The sequence below is a fragment of the Kocuria sp. cx-455 genome, assembly GCF_057707085.1.
Map to the genome: position 1 here is coordinate 63,195 of NZ_JBYIPM010000001.1, position 14,316 is coordinate 77,510.

Below are 14,316 nucleotides of genomic sequence, written 5' to 3' on the forward strand. Positions count from 1 at the left end.
TAGAGAACAGGAATCGCGCACATGACCGCAATGTTGTTGGCAGCAGAAGAAGGGGCCAGCCCCCTTTTCCCCAATGTCTGGGAAATGCTGATCACCGCCATTGGGTTCCTGATTCTGCTTTTCATCGCGATCAAGTTCATCGTTCCGGCATTCGAGAAGGTCTACCGTGACCGCACCGAGGCCATTGAAGGTGGACTTGCCAAGGCCAAGGCCGCTCAGGCAGAGGCCAAGGCAGCTCGCGACGAGTACAACCAGCAGCTTGAGAGCGCCCGCCTCGAAGCCCAGAAGATTCGTGAGGAAGCCCGCAACGAGGGCGAGAAGATCCTCGCGGACTTCAAGGACCGCGCCAACGTGGAATCCGCTCGGATCACCGAGAACGCACACAAGGCCATTGAGGCCGAGCGTGCTGCCGCAGTGGTTTCCTTGCGCGACGAGGTCGGTACCTTGGCAACGCAGCTCGCTTCAAAGATCGTCGGGGAATCCCTGAACGACGACGCTCGTGCAAACCGCGTTGTCGATCGCTTCCTCGAGGATCTTGAGACCGAGCAGGGTCGCACAGGAGCTGCACGGTAATGGCAGAAGCATCGAACGAACCCTACCGTCCCCTCACAGTGGACATTGATCGCTGGGCTTCGGAAGCACACGTCGAAACGGCCAAGCAGCTGTTCGGCATGCTCGACGTCATCGACGGCAACGGCGCTCTGCGTCGGGCACTGACGGATCCGTCACGCGCCGCCGACGATCGCGTGAAACTCGTACGCAAGCTTTTCGGGGAGCGGACCCACAAGTCCGACACCGTTGAGGCCGTGTCCGGTTTCGTGCACCGACTGTTGGGCAATGAGGAACACGATCCCGCTATCGAGATCGTGTCCGAGCTTGTGAAGCAGCGCTCCGCCAACGAGCGGCAGCTCGGTGACGGTATTGAGCGAGCCGCAGTGACGATGGCGGCAGCGTCAGCCGAGCACCGCGGTGGACTCGACGCCATGGAAGCCCTGGTGGACGAACTGATTCAGTTCAAGAACACCGTGGATCACTCCGAGCAGATCCAGGGTGCCTTCGCTGATTCGCGTGCAAGCACGGAGGCCAAGGCACGGCTCGCGTCCCGCCTGATGCCCAATGCATCTGAAGAGGGTGCTCTGTTGACCCAGCGCGCCGTCAGCGAGCCTCGTGGAGCTTTGCCCGGTCGTTTGATCGAGCGCTTCGCAGAAGTTGTTGCAGATCGCCAGCAGCGCTGGATCGCACGCATCGTGACGTCCCGTCCCTTGAACCACGAGCAACTGGAGAAACTGCGTCAGAGCCTGAACTCTCTGTACCAGCGAGATCTCAAGCTTGCCGTGGAGGTGGACCCGTCACTGATCGGCGGCTTGCGAGTCCAGGTCGGTGAGGAAGTCATCGACGGGTCCGTGACCCATCGTCTGGGCCAGTTGCAGCAGCGAATCGGAGCCTGATCCCCTGGTGGAGCGGGGATCGCGGGGAGTCGGTCGATGCCGGCATCTCGTCGCGTTGCCTCCACCGGCCGTTGACACGGTCAGCAGGCGATGGGGCAACGCATCGCGACAAAAAGAAGTTAGGTCATTGCGCGGGCGATGATCACGAAACGTAGAGAGCAGGGACAGCAGATGGCCGATGTGACCATCAATGCCGACGAAGTCCGTAGTGCGCTGAACGAGTTCGCGGCGTCCTACGAACCCGGCAATGCAGAACGAGTAGAAGTCGGACGTGTCGCCAGCGCCGCTGACGGTATCGCCCGTGTCGAGGGTCTCCCCTCGGTCATGGCCAACGAGCTCCTGAAGTTCGAGAACGGTGTTCTCGGCCTGGCCTTGAACCTGGACACTCGCGACATCGGTGTCGTGGTGTTGGGTGACTTCCAGGGCATCGAAGAGGGCCAAGAAGTTCACCGTACCGGTGAGGTTCTGTCCGTACCCGTCGGCGAGGGCTACCTCGGCCGCGTGGTGGACCCGTTGGGTGAGCCGCTGGACGATCTGGGACCGGTGGCAACCGACGGTCGACGCGAGCTGGAGCTGCAGGCTCCGGGCGTGACCATGCGTAAGTCGGTTCACGAACCGCTGCAGACCGGCATGAAGGCGATCGACGCCATGATTCCGATCGGCCGTGGCCAGCGTCAGCTGATCATTGGTGACCGTCAGACCGGTAAGACCGCTATCGCGGTGGACGCCATCCTGAACCAGCGCTCCAACTGGGAGTCCGGCGACGTCGACAAGCAGGTGCGTTGCATTTACGTGGCCATTGGCCAGAAGGCATCCACCATTGCGTCCGTGCGTCAGACCCTCGAGGACAACGGAGCCCTGGAGTACACCACCATCGTGGCCGCCCCGGCGTCCGAGTCCGCCGGTCTGAAGTACCTGGCTCCGTACGCGGGCTCCGCGATCGGTCAGCACTGGATGTACAACGGCAAGCACGTTTTGATCGTGTTCGACGATCTGTCCAAGCAGGCCGAGGCCTACCGTGCCGTGTCCCTGTTGCTGCGCCGCCCGCCGGGACGCGAAGCGTACCCGGGTGACGTGTTCTACCTGCACTCCCGTCTGCTGGAGCGTTGCGCCAAGCTCTCGGACGAGCTCGGTGCCGGTTCGATGACCGGTCTGCCGATCATCGAGACCAAGGCGAACGACGTCTCCGCGTTCATCCCGACCAACGTGATTTCGATTACCGACGGTCAGATCTTCCTGCAGTCGGATTTGTTCAACGCGAACCAGCGCCCCGCCGTGGACGTGGGTATCTCCGTGTCCCGCGTGGGCGGTGCCGCTCAGGTGAAGGCCATGAAGAAGGTCTCCGGTACGTTGAAGCTGGATCTGGCCTCCTACCGGTCGATGCAGGCCTTCGCGATGTTCGCATCCGACCTGGATGCTGCATCCCGTCAGCAGCTGACCCGTGGTGAGCGACTGATGGAGCTGCTCAAGCAGCCCCAGTACACGCCGTACCCGGTCGCGGATCAGGTTGTCTCCATCTGGGCGGGTACCACCGGCCAGCTGGACGACGTCGAGGTCGCCAACGTGAGCGACTTCGAGCGGGCCCTGATCGACCAGGTCCGTCGCACCACCAACGTGATGGATTCCATCGATTCCACGGGCAAGCTCGAGGACGACGCGATCGAGGCGCTGAAGACGGCCGTGGCCGAGGTCAAGCGTGATTTCCGCGGTTCGAAGCACGGTATTGAACCCGGGCATGAGGAGCACGAATCCCTCGATGCCCAGGACGTCAACCAGGAAAAGATCGTCAGGAAGTAACCGAGTCAGCGGTGTGCCGGTGACGGCACACCGCTGCGGTGCCGAAAGGAAGTTTCATGGGAGCGCAGATTCGGGTCTACCGACAGAAGATCTCGTCTACCTCGTCAATGAAGAAGATCTTCAAGGCGATGGAGATGATCGCGACTTCGCGCATCAACAAATCCCGTCAGAGCCTCGAAGCGGCGTACCCGTACGCCAACGCGCTGACCCGTGCGGTTTCACAGATCGCGTCTCAGCACAACATTTCCCACCCGCTGACCTCCACCGCAGACGACGTTCGTCGTTCCGCAGTCGTGATTTTCACGTCCGATCGTGGTCTCGCCGGTTCCTACTCCTCGAACGTGCTCAAGCGCGCAGAGGAACTGTTGGGGCTGCTGGATTCGGAGGGCAAGGAAGTCCGGGTCTACCTGGTAGGTCGGAAAGCTAAGGCGTACTTCGATTTCCGTCACCGCGATTACGACGAGTTCTGGACCGGCGATACCGACAACGCCAACCCCACGCGGGCCGCGGAACTGACCGAGCGCCTGCTCGGTGACATCAGCGCAAGCTATGAAGACGGTGGCGTGGACGAGATCCACCTGGTCTACACGGCCTTCAAGTCCATGGTGACCCAGGAGCCGCGTGTGCTGCGCCTGCTTCCCCTCGAGGTGGTTGACGCCAACAACCTCGACGACCAAGTGGCCCAGGACTACCAGGACCTCGAAGAAACGCAGAACAACTTCGAGTTCGAACCGAATCCGGAAGAGTTCCTCAACGAGGTGCTGCCGCGTTACATCAAGTCTCGTATTTACTCGAGCCTGTGCCACGCCGCGTCGAGTGAGCTGGCCTCACGTCAGCGCGCCATGAAGGCCGCCGGCGACAACGCGGACGAGCTCATCAAGAAGTACACCCGCTTGATGAACAACGCCCGTCAGGCCGAGATCACCACCGAGCTGACCGAAATCGTCAGTGGTGCAGAAGCCCTCTGACCGGGGCCCCGCCACTACCCACCGCCGAAATGAAGTGAGAGAAATGACTGCCACTATCAATGAACAGGCCGCTCAGCCGGTCTCGGGCGGCGCGACCGGCCGTGTCGCCCGAGTGATCGGCCCTGTGGTCGACGTCGAGTTCCCTGAGAACCAGGTGCCCGCCGTCTACAACGCGTTGACCGCCGATTACGAGTTCAACGGTGAACCGCGCAAGATCACCTTCGAGGTCGCACAGCACCTGGGCGACAACATGGTGCGCGCTATCTCGCTGCAGCAGACCGACGGTCTGGTGCGCGGCACCCAGGTGAAGGACACCGCTGCGCCGATCTCCGTGCCCGTCGGTGACGTGGTCAAGGGCCACATCTTCAACGTGCTCGGCGATTCGCTGGATCTGCCCATTGCAGAGCTGGACGTTCAGGAGCGCTGGCCCATCCACCGCAAGGCTCCGTCCTTCGCGGAACTCGAGGGTTCCACCGAGATGATGGAAACCGGCATCAAGTCCATCGACCTCCTGACCCCCTACATCAAGGGCGGTAAGATCGGCCTGTTCGGCGGTGCCGGCGTGGGCAAGACGGTGCTGATCCAGGAAATGATCACCCGTGTGGCCCGTAACTTCGGCGGCACCTCCGTGTTCGCCGGCGTGGGCGAACGTACCCGCGAGGGTAACGACCTGTGGGTCGAAATGGAAGAAGCCGGCGTGCTCAAGGACACCGCCCTGGTATTCGGTCAGATGGACGAGCCGCCCGGAACGCGTCTGCGCGTGGCCCTGTCGGGGTTGACCATGGCGGAGTACTTCCGCGATGTTCAGAACCAGGACGTGCTGTTGTTCATCGACAACATCTTCCGCTTCACGCAGGCCGGTTCCGAGGTCTCGACCCTGCTGGGCCGTATTCCGTCCGCCGTGGGCTATCAGCCGACCCTGTCGGACGAGATGGGTGTGCTCCAGGAGCGCATCACCTCGACCCGCGGTCACTCGATTACCTCGATGCAGGCCATTTACGTGCCCGCGGACGACTACACCGACCCGGCACCGGCCACGACCTTCGCGCACTTGGACGCCACCACCGAGCTGTCCCGTGAAATCGCGTCGCGTGGTCTGTACCCGGCCATCGATCCGTTGTCCTCCACCTCCCGCATCCTCGACCCGCAGTACGTGGGCCAGGCCCACTACGACGTGGCAACCCGCGTCAAGGGCATCCTGCAGGAGAACAAGGAACTGCAGGACATCATTGCGATCCTGGGTGTCGAGGAGCTCTCCGAGGAGCAGAAGGTCGTGGTTTCCCGCGCCCGTCGCATTGAGCAGTTCCTGTCCCAGAACACCTACACCGCCAAGCAGTTCACCGGTGTCGAGGGTTCCACGGTTCCGCTCACGGAAACCGTGGAGGCCTTCGGCAAGATCTGCGACGGCGAGCTGGACCACGTTCCGGAACAGGCGTTCTACAACGTGGGTGGCCTGGACGACGTCATGCAGCGCTGGGACGAGATCAAGACCCAGACCGGCGAGAAGTAATCATGGCGGAGCTCATTGTCGAGGTGGTTGCCCTGGACCGTAAGATCTGGGCCGGTGCCGCCAAAATGGTCCGTGTTCGTACCACCGAGGGTGACATTGGCATCCTCCCCGGACACGAGTCGGTTGCAGGACTGCTCAAGCCGGGCGAGTTCGCCGTCGAGCGTGTGAACGGCGGTCGTTTGAACGGTCACATCGATTCGGGATTCATCTCGGTCGACAACAACCGCGTGACGGTTGTTGCCGACGAGGTGGATTTCGACGGACAGTCCGAATAAGTAGTTCGCAGGTAGAATCGCGCATCGTGGCCCCCGTACCGTTCGGTACGGGGGCCCGTGCAGTCTGCGGGTGCGGAGAAGCCACCTGATCTGGAGGACCCATGGAAGAAAAGATCGAAGTTCACGGACCCACCAAGGTGTCCGGGGTGCTTCCCGTGTCGGGGGCCAAGAACAGTGTGCTCAAGTTGATGGCGGCCGCTTTGCTGGCGGCGGGGGAGTCGACCATCACCAACGTCCCTGAGATCCAGGACGTCACCATCATGGCGGAGCTTTTGCGCCGACTGGGGTGTACGGTGCGCTACGACCCCGCGCAGCAGACCGTGGACATCGATGTGCCCGAGGTGCTCGGGCACCAGGCTGACTACGATCTGGTGCGGGCCATGCGCGCGTCCATCTCCGTGTTGGGCCCGCTGGTCGCCCGCTGTCGCCGGGCGGAGGTTGCCCTGCCGGGTGGCGATGCGATTGGTTCCCGGGGACTGGACATGCACCGTGCGGGTCTTGAAGCCATGGGTGCCGAGCTGAGTATTGAAAAGGGATTCCTGAGGGCCTCCGTGGCGGGCACGTTACAGGGCACCAGCTATTACTTGGACTACCCGTCCGTGGGTGCCACTGAGAACCTCATGATGGCCGCCGCACTGGCCGACGGGACCACGGTGTTGGAGAACGCCGCCCGAGAACCCGAAATCGTGGACATCGGCCGGATGATGCAGGCCATGGGGGCCCACATCGAAGGACTGGGCACCAGCACGATCACCGTTGAGGGCGCTCGTGAGCTGCACCCGGTGACCCATCGCACCGTTCCCGATCGGATCGTGGCCGGCACGTGGGCTTTCGCCGCCGCTGTCACGGGTGGCCGCGTGGAGATTCAGGGGGCGGAACCCGCGCACCTGACCATGGTCCTGGAAAAACTTCGCGCCGCCGGTTGCACGATCGACACCTCACGGGGCCGGTTCATTGTGCAAGGCCCGCAGCGACCTCACGCGATCAATGTCTCGACGTTGCCCTACCCCGGTTTCCCCACGGATCTGCAACCGTTCGTGGTGGCGTTGAACGCCGTGGCGGAAGGGTCGGGGATGGTCACGGAGAACGTGTTCGAAGCCCGCTGGGGGTTCACTGCGGAACTGGAGCGGCTGGGTGCCCGCGTTCGACTGGATGGTCACCACGCACGCGTGGACGGGCTTCCGGCGCACCAGTTGTCCGGGGCTCCGGTCGAGGCCAAGGACATTCGCGCGGGCGCGGCCCTTGCCATCGTGGGTATGGCTGCCACCGGTGTGACCGAGGTGTCCGGGGTGGAGCACATCGACCGCGGCTATGAGCATTTCGTGGAGCGGCTCGCCAATGCCGGCGCCGGCGTTGAACGACGTATTGTCGGCGGTCTGTTCTGAGCCGTGCGAGGACGTCCACCGGGGATCGCCCCGGCTCCATGGCCGTCACGAGACACACAAAACCCCGCAGCCACCTGGCTGCGGGGTTTTGCGTGGAGTGAAACTATTAGATGACAGTCACGCCGGTTGCCTGGGGGCCCTTCTGGCCCTGACCGATTTCGAACTCGACGCGCTGGTTCTCTTCGAGAGTGCGGAATCCACCGGTCTGAATTTCGCTGTAGTGAACGAAAACGTCACCCTCAGCGTCGTCCGGGGTAATGAAGCCGAAGCCCTTTTCTGCGTTGAACCACTTAACGGTGCCCTGAGCCATAATGGGGCGCTCCTTCTGGAGTAAATAAATGCGTGTACTTGTTTTTGTACACCTGAACAGGTACCGCGAGAAGGCTGTGGATGCGGCTCACTAGATGTTGCGCCACAGCGCCAGTCAGGACTTCACGCTCGCTACCATTCCTGCGAGCATGTAAAACATGAAGCGAAGAACGGTACCAGCTTCACACATTGCCGGATCAAGGTCAACAGCTATCAGCCTGCTGATGGCAAAGACGCATTGCGTTCACGTGATGTTCGTCTCAGGGGGCGCGCAACGCTCCTAGAACAGCCGTGACTGGGTGTCGACATTGCCCCGCATTTCGTCATAGTCCAGGGTCACGCATTGAATGCCCCTGTCGTGGGCCAGGGTTCGGGCTTGTGGTTTGATCTGCTGGGCCGCAAAAACGCCTCGAACGGGCCGCAACAGGGGATCGCGGTTGAGGAGTTCGAGATAGCGGGTCAGCTGCTCCACGCCGTCGATATCGCCGCGGCGCTTCAATTCCACCGCCACGCTGGCGCCGGATCCGTCGCGGGCCAGGATGTCCACCGGACCGATGGCCGTGGGGTACTCCCGGCGTACCAGGGAGAAGTCGTTGCCGAGGATGGTGATTTGCTCGGCCAGCAGGCGCTGCAGGTCAGCTTCCACACCGTCCTTGACGAGTCCCGGGTCCACGCCCAGGTCGTGGCCGATGTCGTGATGGACCTCGTAGATGTCTATCAACAAGCGGTCATCGGACTTGGCGGCCTGAACCACCCAGGCCTCCCGCACGCCCTGGTCGCTTTGCTCGGGGCTCGGCTCAGCCACGTGCAGTGTGGCCGGAGGGCTCATCCAGTTCAGGGGTTTGTATGACCCGCCGTCCGAATGCACCAACACGGACCCGTCCGCCTTGAGCATGAGCAGGCGTCGGGCCAGGGGCAGGAAGGCATTGAGGCGGCCTTCGTAACGCACGGAACAGTCAGCTATCACCAATCGCACCGGGCAAGCCTATCGCCCCGCCGCCGACGGCGCGCATCCGGCTGGCAACGCACGGGTGCGGCACCCCGCGCACCGGGCCGGGCGCCGTCGCCGGGGTGTCAGCGAGCATCCTGGCGAGGCACAAAGACCTCTCGCACCAGGAGGAGGCCGGCGGCGGCCGTGGGGATGGCGATCACTGCGCCGAGGATTCCCCACAGCGCGCCTCCCGCCGCCACGGCGATCACGGCGACCGCGCCGGGCACGGCCACGGCGCGTTTCATGATGCGGGGCGATACGAAATACGCCTCGACCTGTAGATACGCGAAATAACACACGGCGAAGGGCACGACCGAGTCCCAGCCACCGAGAATTGCGAACAACGTCATGAGGATGCCCGCAAGAACTCCGCCGACCAGGGGGATGAACGCGAGCACGGCCACGAACAGGACGAGCAGGGTTGCGTACGGAACACCGGTGACGTTCATCAGGACAAACGCCACGGACGCGTTGATGAGCGCGACGCAGGCCTGGCCGACCACGTAATTACCCACCCCGTTGACCATTTGATCTCCCAACTTCTGCACCCCGGCGCGTCGGCTGGCAGGAGCCAAGCGGTATCCCCAGGCTTTGGCCATGGGAAGGGAGAACAAGAAGTACAACGTGAGTGCCATGACGATGATGGTGCCCGTGACCGCATTGATCACCACTCCGCCCACGCTCACCACGGAACCGAACATGCCACCCAGCAGATCTTGGTTCGTGGACAATTGGGTTTGCCACGATCCCACGGTTCGTTCGAAGGTGGCCGCGATCTCGAATCGGTCGTCCAGGGCCAGGAAGAACGAGGAGCCCATGAATTCGTTGACGAGTGCGGGGATGGTCCCCATGAACTGCTGGGCCTGACTCACGATGCGCGGAACGACCAGCACAATGAAGGCCGTGACCGCCAGGGCCAGGGCCAGAATCACCGCGGCCACGGCCAGGGGCCTCGGAAGCCCGCGCGCTTCGAGCCACCGGACAATGGGGTCCAACCCCAGGGCAATGAACGCGGCGGTGACCACCCAGCCGGCCAAACTGCCCACGTTGGTCAAAACGTAAAAACCGAGCAGGGCAATACCGACACCGACGGTCAGGAAGAATCCCGTTTGCACCGGATGGCCACCGGCGAACATCCCCTTGTCCCACGGTGCCCGACGGGGTGGGGGGCCAGCCCCGGGACTTGTTGCGGGCTCAGGGGGCACATCAAAGCGATGGCGCGACGGGCGGAATCTCGGTGCAGACTTCTCCGGCGGCGGGGGTGATGTGGTCACGCCGGAAGCGTACAACGCACGAGCGCGTTGAAGTGGGCGTGGCGCACATGGCGATAATGGTCGCAGAGCACAATGCATTGCATCCGGCGCCGCTCGCGAGCGCGATCTGGCGCCCGGAGGCACCAGGATGCGGCGAAAAGGAGACCGAGCATGAGTGAATTTCCCCAGCACAACGACCAGCAGCGGCAGCAGCCGAACACCGGTGCACCCGAGCACGCGGTGCCGGCGTCGGTGCGCGGAGCAGTAGATCTCGGAGCCATGCCTTCATCGGCGGCGGGGACATCCGGGGCAGCGGCGCCGTCGGCGGGCGCGGAGCACGGCGCGAGCTACCGCGTGAACATTACGGTCCAGGACTTCCAGAAGTACGCGGAACGCTCGGCCACCGTCCCGGTGGTGGTTGCCCTGTATGCGCCGCAGAGCCCCGAGTCCGAGACCTTCGTGGAGACCCTCGCGCAACTGGTGGACAGCTACCAGGGCAAGCTCCTGTTGGGGACCGTGGACGCGTCCAAAGAACAGCAGATCGCCCAGGTTTTCCAGGCCCAGACGGTTCCCACCGTCGTGGCCATGGTGGGCGGTCAGGCCGTGCCACTCGTGAATTCGACCGTGCCCGCGGACCAGATGCGTCAGCTCCTGGACGAACTGCTCACGGTGGCCGCTCAGAACGGTGTGACCGGCACGGCCGAACCCACCGCGCAAGCGGCACCCAAACAACTGCCCCCGCTGCACCAGGACGCGCTCGACAAGCTCGAAGCGGGTGACCTTGACGGAGCAGAGGCCAGTTACAACAAGGCGCTCGCCGAGAACCCCGGCGATAAGGACGCCAAGCTCGCGCTCGCCCAGGTGCACCTGCTGCAACGCGTGAGTGCCATGGACGCGAACGCAGTGCGTCACGCTGCCGCGGATGATCCCCAGGACGTCCGGGCCGCGCTGGACGTGGCCGATCTGGATGTGTCCGGAGGTCACGTTGAGGACGCGTTCCGGCGATTGCTGCAGCTTGTTCGGACCACGTTCGGCGATGACAAGGACACCGTGCGCGAGCGCTTGGTGGAACTGTTCGACGTGGTGGGCTCCGAGGATCCCCGTGTCACCACTGCTCGCGGCCAGTTGATGCGGGCGTTGTTCTAGGCCACGGCGCGGGTCCCAGTCGTGTGCCGTCATCCTTGGCGCGGCGGTGAGCCTCGCTCACGCCAGGGGATGACATGTCCGCTCCCGAAATCACACCGGCGGGGGATGTGTGTCACACGCCCCGTTCATAGGCTGGGGGCATGAGCATCCAGGCACACAGTTCCAGGCCCGCGGAGCAGCCTCCGCAACCGCAAGAGCCGAACCCAGCACTGCTGATCCGGGACCTGACCAAGGTCTACGGCCACCCCGGGCCGGGGGCTCGCCCGGCCGCGGATCATGTCAACCTCGCGGTGCCCCGGGGGTCGTTCTACGGGCTGGTGGGGCGTAACGGCGCGGGTAAGACCACCACATTGTCCATGGCCACCGGCCTCTTGCGACCCACCGCGGGCACGGTCTGGGTGGGCGGTGGTAGCCGGGACCGGCCGGTGGACGTCTGGGCCGATTCGGTGACCGCCAAACAGCGCATGGGTGTGCTGCCGGACGGAACCCACTTGTTCGACCGGCTGACCGGCCGGCAGCTGGTCACGTATTCGGGTTTGCTGCGCGGCATGGACCGTGAGCTGGTCAAGGATCGCACTGAGGACCTCATTCGAGCCATGGACCTCCAGGAAGCCGCCGGCAAGCAGGTCCAGGACTACTCCGCGGGTATGACCAAGAAGATCGCCCTGGCCGCGGCCATGATCCATGCTCCGGCGCTGCTGGTGCTCGACGAGCCGTTCGAATCAGTGGATCCCGTCTCCGCCGCCAACATCCGGGCCATTCTGCATCAGTACACGCGGGCGGGCGGCACGGTGGTGGTCTCGAGCCACGTGATGGACCTGGTCCAACGCATGTGCGACCACGTGGCGGTCATGGACAACGGTCGGGTCCTGGCGCAGGGCACGGTGGATCAGGTACGCGGTGAGATGTCCCTCGAGGATCGTTTCGTGAATCTCGTGGGTGGCCGCACGGACGCGGGGGAGGGTTTGTCGTGGCTTCGACCCGAGTGAATGCAACCGAGCCCAACGCGGCCCCCGGCGCCGCCACCTCTGAGCAGGGCGCGGTGCACGTGGCGCCCGAATCGCTGCGACCCACCGGACCCGCGGGTCCCGCCACGCATGCGCGTGCCGTGGGGCCGCTGTCCGAGGGTCTGCGCATGGCAGCCCTGAAGTGGCACCTGTTGATCAACACCCTGACACGCAGCACCTGGATCTTGGTGGGAACCATTCTGGGTGCCCTGTACATGTTGTTCGTCGTGGGTTCCTTCGGATTCGCTCTGTTCATGGTGGGCAGCGAATCACTCGAGATCGTCCGTACCGCGGCCGTGTTCTTCGGCACGCTCCTGCTGCTGGGCTGGTGGATCGTGCCGGTCGTGAGTTCCAAGGCGGATTCCAGTCTGGATCCGTCCCGATTGGCCTTGTTTCCCTTACGGATTCCCGGGATTCAAATCGGCCAGATCCTGGGTGCCGTCATCGGTATCCCGGGCATCGCGACCCTCCTGATCACGGCGGCGTGGATCTCCACGTGGCGCGCGTCGGGCATTGCGTTGCTGCTCGCCATCCCGTGCGCCCTGCTGGGACTGCTCCTGGCTTTTGTCGGTTCACGGGCGGTCACGGCGCTGTCCGCGAATTTCAACAAGCAGCGCCGCGCCGGCGAAATCATCTCGATCGTGTTGTTGGGTCTCGTGGTCCTGCTCGGCCCGTTGTTCGCCCTGATCGGTCGCGGTGTCGAACAGGTGTGGGAACAGTTGCCGACCTGGGCCGGTTATCTCGCCTGGTCGCCCTTGGGCGCCGCCTGGGCCATTCCCGCCGACGCCGCTCAGAGCCAGTGGGGTGCGGCGCTCGGGCGTCTGGCGATCGCTGCGGCCACGCTCGTCGTAGTAGTGCTGGTGTGGCGGGCCGCGTTGCACCGGGCCCTGGCCGACGCCACCGGCGACGCCGCTCGCTCCGGTGCCAAGTCCGTGTCCGGGGTGGGGTTGTTCGCCCGATTGCCCGCCACGGGCTGGGGGGCCGTGATGGCGCGTTGTCTCACGTATTGGGTCAAGGACCCCCGGTATTCGGCCACGTTGCTGATTCTGCCGGCCATGGCGGCCGCATTCTGGTTCATCAGCCAGGATGGAACGGGCGTGATCTGGATCCTCCCGGGACTCGTGGCGCTGCTCATGGCGTACGCGATCTCCGCGGATGTGGGTTACGACAACACGGCCTTCACGCTGCACATCCTGGCACCGGTCAAGGGAAGTCACGACCGCCTGGGTCGAGCCCTGGCCATGTTGTGCATCGGAGTGCCCGCCGTGATTCTGATGTTGGCGGTGACCATGGTCCGCACCGGTGGGTGGGGCTATCTGCCCGGCATGGTCGGGATCTGCGCGGCACTGTTGTTGGCCGGTACCGGTGTGGTGTCCGTGATGTCCGCCCGGTACACGTACCCCGTGCCGCCACCGGGCGCGTCCCCGATGAAAACACCCCAGGGATACACGGTGCTGAACGTGATCATCCAGTTCGTGATTCTGGGTGCGGTGGCCCTCATGGCGTTGCCGCCGATGATCCTGCTCATCGTTCAGGTGGTCTCCGGGCAGGCACTGTGGGGCTGGCTGGCCCTGGCGGTGGGCATCGTGGAAGGTCTGGGTGTCTTCTGGTTGGGCATCGTGCTCGGCGGGACATGGCTGGACCGCCGCGCTCCTGAGTTGTTGCAGGAGGTTGCGCAGTACCGTTGAGCGACTCACGACTCAGCGTCCAGAGTTCTTTCAGAGCCCGGGCGCTGAGTCGTGTCCGGGCCCGGGGGTAGACTGTCGGGCATGGAGAACACCGCAGCATTGATGAGCACTGGTAGAACTGTTGAGCACCGTCAGACGGTGCTCAACGCTCTGTTCGGCCGCAAGGCGGACACCGTGGGATCCACCTCCACCATTGAGCGCGAGGAAACGCGTCAGCTGCAGGAACCCGGTGACCACGAACGGTTCTCCCACTACGTGCGCAAAGAAAAGATCATGGAATCTGCGCTGTCCGGTGAACCGGTGATCGCCCTGTGCGGCAAAGTGTGGCTTCCCGGCCGCGATCCCCAGAAGTTCCCCGTCTGCCCCGCGTGCAAGGAGATCTATCAGGGACTCCGTCCGGGCAAGGACGATTCGGACAACAACTAAGCATCCATCACAGAATTCGTCACGTCGGCCCATCGGCCGCGTGACAGGCGGCGCCCGTGCTCGCGGGCGCCTTGTGCTGTGCGGGCCCGCACGCCGTCGTACGTCGAGGCGGC

14 protein-coding genes are annotated in these 14,316 nt (G+C 63.9%); 11 read left to right on the top strand and 3 right to left on the bottom strand.

The window, feature by feature from the left end; all coding sequences use genetic code 11:
• Nucleotides 1-21 precede the first annotated feature (21 nt).
• The 7 genes from AC3ENJ_RS00275 (at nt 22) to murA (ending at nt 7,383) form a co-directional block, all read left to right on the top strand.
• On the top strand, nt 22-573 hold the full coding sequence (locus AC3ENJ_RS00275; protein ID WP_190780129.1) for a F0F1 ATP synthase subunit B: 552 nt from the start codon (nt 22-24) through the stop codon (nt 571-573).
• Nucleotides 573-1,448, top strand: a complete 876-nt coding sequence (gene atpH / locus AC3ENJ_RS00280) for an ATP synthase F1 subunit delta (protein WP_190780130.1) — start codon at nt 573-575, stop codon at nt 1,446-1,448. The genes AC3ENJ_RS00275 and atpH overlap by 1 nt, the downstream gene beginning before the upstream one ends.
• Nucleotides 1,449-1,619: 171 nt before the next feature.
• Nucleotides 1,620-3,245, top strand: a complete 1,626-nt coding sequence (atpA, locus tag AC3ENJ_RS00285) for a F0F1 ATP synthase subunit alpha (protein WP_431812692.1) — start codon at nt 1,620-1,622, stop codon at nt 3,243-3,245.
• Between the two features lie 56 nt (nt 3,246-3,301).
• Nucleotides 3,302-4,213 carry a F0F1 ATP synthase subunit gamma gene (locus AC3ENJ_RS00290; protein WP_431812693.1) on the top strand — a complete coding sequence of 304 codons (912 nt, stop codon included), beginning with the start codon at nt 3,302-3,304 and terminating at the stop codon, nt 4,211-4,213.
• A 43-nt stretch (nt 4,214-4,256) separates the two neighbouring features.
• Nucleotides 4,257-5,723 (top strand): F0F1 ATP synthase subunit beta, encoded by a 1,467-nt coding sequence (gene atpD / locus AC3ENJ_RS00295; RefSeq protein WP_190780133.1) that lies wholly within the window; start codon nt 4,257-4,259, stop codon nt 5,721-5,723.
• A gap of 2 nt (nt 5,724-5,725) precedes the next feature.
• Complete coding sequence (locus AC3ENJ_RS00300) at nt 5,726-5,998, top strand: F0F1 ATP synthase subunit epsilon (RefSeq protein ID WP_431812694.1); 273 nt, start codon at nt 5,726-5,728, stop codon at nt 5,996-5,998.
• 101 nt (nt 5,999-6,099) lie between these two features.
• Entirely contained in the window at nt 6,100-7,383 is a 1,284-nt protein-coding gene (gene murA / locus AC3ENJ_RS00305) for a UDP-N-acetylglucosamine 1-carboxyvinyltransferase (protein ID WP_190807097.1), read from the top strand.
• 106 nt (nt 7,384-7,489) lie between these two features.
• On the opposite strand, the gene AC3ENJ_RS00310 is transcribed toward murA, so the two are convergent.
• The 3 genes from AC3ENJ_RS00310 to AC3ENJ_RS00320 form a co-directional block, all read right to left on the bottom strand.
• On the bottom strand, nt 7,490-7,693 hold the full coding sequence (locus tag AC3ENJ_RS00310) for a cold-shock protein (RefSeq protein WP_095797343.1): 204 nt from the start codon (nt 7,691-7,693) through the stop codon (nt 7,490-7,492).
• A 279-nt stretch (nt 7,694-7,972) separates the two neighbouring features.
• Entirely contained in the window at nt 7,973-8,668 is a 696-nt protein-coding gene (gene nucS, locus AC3ENJ_RS00315) for an endonuclease NucS (RefSeq protein WP_431812695.1), read from the bottom strand.
• A 98-nt stretch (nt 8,669-8,766) separates the two neighbouring features.
• Nucleotides 8,767-9,798 carry an AI-2E family transporter gene (locus AC3ENJ_RS00320; RefSeq protein ID WP_498957804.1) on the bottom strand — a complete coding sequence of 344 codons (1,032 nt, stop codon included), beginning with the start codon at nt 9,796-9,798 and terminating at the stop codon, nt 8,767-8,769.
• Nucleotides 9,799-10,107: 309 nt separating this feature from the next.
• Between AC3ENJ_RS00320 and AC3ENJ_RS00325 the strand changes: the two genes are divergently transcribed.
• From AC3ENJ_RS00325 to AC3ENJ_RS00340, 4 genes are all read left to right on the top strand, one after another.
• Nucleotides 10,108-11,082: a tetratricopeptide repeat protein gene (locus AC3ENJ_RS00325; RefSeq protein WP_190780138.1), complete on the top strand. Its 975-nt coding sequence runs from the start codon at nt 10,108-10,110 to the stop codon at nt 11,080-11,082.
• Between the two features lie 140 nt (nt 11,083-11,222).
• Entirely contained in the window at nt 11,223-12,071 is an 849-nt protein-coding gene (locus AC3ENJ_RS00330; RefSeq protein ID WP_190780139.1) for an ABC transporter ATP-binding protein, read from the top strand.
• Complete coding sequence (locus AC3ENJ_RS00335) at nt 12,053-13,777, top strand: hypothetical protein (RefSeq protein ID WP_431812696.1); 1,725 nt, start codon at nt 12,053-12,055, stop codon at nt 13,775-13,777. Before AC3ENJ_RS00330 ends, AC3ENJ_RS00335 begins: the two co-directional genes overlap by 19 nt.
• 81 nt (nt 13,778-13,858) lie before the next feature.
• Complete coding sequence (locus AC3ENJ_RS00340) at nt 13,859-14,203, top strand: DUF3039 domain-containing protein (RefSeq protein ID WP_223840829.1); 345 nt, start codon at nt 13,859-13,861, stop codon at nt 14,201-14,203.
• Nucleotides 14,204-14,316 lie beyond the last annotated feature (113 nt).